At 45.0% G+C, this 2,672-nt stretch carries 2 protein-coding genes; both read left to right on the top strand.

Annotated elements, in window-relative coordinates:
• Positions 1-801, top strand: an 801-nt coding sequence (locus AC075J_RS06595; RefSeq protein WP_476390165.1) for a GTP pyrophosphokinase, incomplete at its 5' end; no start/stop codon positions are given.
• 102 nt (positions 802-903) lie between these two features.
• A partial coding sequence (locus AC075J_RS06590; protein ID WP_476390164.1) for a YgiQ family radical SAM protein occupies positions 904-2,672 on the top strand: 1,769 nt, incomplete at its 3' end.

Here is a 2,672-nt window from a genome sequence, read left to right as displayed (position 1 = left end):
TTATGGAGAAGCATTTTGTGCCCGTATGAACTGGCTGTGAGAGAGCTGGAAGTGAAATTCAATCACATTATTGATGAATGTAAAGAGAATGATGTTTACTGCCCGATTGAGCAGGTGGAGGGCAGGGTTAAGAGCGTGAGCAGTATTCTTGAGAAAATGCAGCGCAAGCATATTCCTATGGAGAGAATGGAAGAAGAACTGGAGGATATTGCCGGTGTTCGTATTATCTGCCAGTTTGAGGAGGATATAGAGACGGTTGCTTCCCTGATCCAGAAGAGAAGCGATATGGTTATAAAGAGTGAGAAGAATTATCTGAAGCATATTAAACAGAGTGGTTACAGAAGTTATCATCTGATTATTTATTATACAGTGGATACGATCAAAGGGCCAAAGAAGCTGCAGGCGGAGATACAGATCCGTACAATGGCTATGAACTTCTGGGCGACGATTGAGCATTCCCTGCAATATAAATATAAAGGGGATATGCCGGAGCATGTGGCAGAACGTCTGAGCAAGGCAGCAGATGCCATTAATGCTCTTGACCATGAGATGTCTTCTGTGCGGAATGAGATTATGGATGCACAGAATTCGTCACAGATGCAGTCTAATCTGGTGAAGGATATTCTGATCAACATTGAAAATCTGTACAAGATTGCAAATAAGCGGGAGATTATGAAGATTCAGGATGAGTTCCTGAGAGTATTTAAAACAAAAGATCTTCAGCAACTGAAGCGGTTCCACAGACAGCTTGATATTATATCCGAAGGATACCGGGCACAGGCAGTGTATCATCATGTCTGATTATTATCCGGAAATGATAATTTGAAAGGTTTGCTGCAGATGTAGAACTGTGTGGCGGATGATCGTATCCGCATGACTATAATACATACGAGGAAAATATAAATGCAGGATTTTTTACCGGTAACAAAGAAAGAAATGAAACAGAGAGGGTGGGAGCAGGTAGATTTTGCCTATATTACAGGTGATGCCTACGTGGACCATCCTTCCTTTGGTACTGCGATCATCAGCAGACTGTTGGAGAGTCGTGGGTATAAAGTGGGGATCATTCCTCAGCCTGACTGGAGAAAGAAGGAGAGTATTCAGGTATTTGGAGAGCCTCGACTGGGATTTCTGGTGTCTGCGGGAAATATGGACTCTATGGTAAATCACTATACAGTCTCTAAAAAGCACAGGCAGAAAGATTCCTATTCACCGGGAGGCCAGATGGGACTTCGTCCTGACCGTGCGGTGATCGTGTACAGCAATCTGATCCGTCAGACTTATAAAAAGACACCCATTATCCTGGGTGGGATTGAAGCCAGCCTGAGACGACTGGCACATTATGATTATTGGGAGAATAAAGTAAAACACAGTGTACTCCTTGATTCCGGGGCAGATATGATTTCCTATGGAATGGGTGAGCATTCGATCATAGAGATTGCAGATGCGCTGGCAAGTGGACTGCCGGTAGAGGAACTTACCTATATTGCAGGAACTGTATTTAAGTGCAGGGATCTGTCGAGAGTTTATGATCCGATTATTCTTCCTTCTTATGAGGAAGTAAAAGTAAACAAGAAGGTTTATGCAGACAGCTTTGCCATTCAGTATCAGAATACAGATCCATTCAGCGCCAGACCAATGGTAGAATCTTATGGGACAAAGGGATATATTATACAGAATCCTCCTGCTCTGCCCCTGACACAGGAGGAAATGGATGATGTATATGCCCTGCCTTATACGGAGAAAGTTCATCCCATGTATGAGAAGCTGGGCGGAATTCCGGCACTGGAAGAAATCAAGTTCAGCCTGACAAGCAACAGAGGGTGCTTTGGCGGCTGTAATTTCTGCGCCCTGACTTTTCATCAGGGAAGAATTCTTCAGACCAGAAGTCATGAGTCTCTGATCGAAGAAGCTACCAGAATGACAAATGATCCTGAGTTCAAGGGTTATATTCACGATGTGGGTGGTCCCACAGCAGATTTCAGACAACCATCTTGTCAGAAACAGCTCACGAAAGGGGTCTGCAAGAATAAGCAGTGCCTGTTTCCCACGCCATGCAAAAACCTGACTGTAGATCATTCGGATTACGTTTCTCTGCTTCGGAAGCTGCGGAAGATCCCGGGAGTGAAGAAGGTATTCATCCGCTCCGGTGTACGCTTTGATTATGTGGTGGCAGACAGGGACAAGACTTTTTTGCGTGAACTGGTGGAACATCACGTAAGTGGGCAGTTGCGTGTGGCACCGGAACATGTGTCTGATCAGGTTCTGAAGTATATGGGAAAACCAAGTCACAGCGTCTATCAGCAGTTTCTTAAGGAATATGATGCGGCAAACAGGCAAACAGGAAAGCAGCAGTATGCTGTCCCGTATTTCATGTCCTCCCATCCGGGATGTACCATGAAAGAGGCAGTAAAACTTGCGGAATATGTCCGGGATCTTGGCTTTACCCCGGAACAGGTACAGGATTTCTATCCAACCCCGTCTACTCTTTCTACCTGTATGTACTATACGGGAATCCATCCTCTTACAGGTGAGAAGGTATATGTGCCGAAGAACCCCCATGAAAAAGCAATACAGAGAGCTTTGATGCAGTACAAGAATCCTGCAAACAGAGAACTGGTGCTGGAAGGCCTCAAAATGACCGGAAGAATGGACCTGGTAGGTTACGGCCC

This window comes from Blautia sp. ZXY-1-C6, assembly GCF_056339875.1.
The sequence above is the reverse complement of the archived record's forward strand: the minus strand, read 5'-3'. Positions and strand labels throughout refer to the sequence as shown.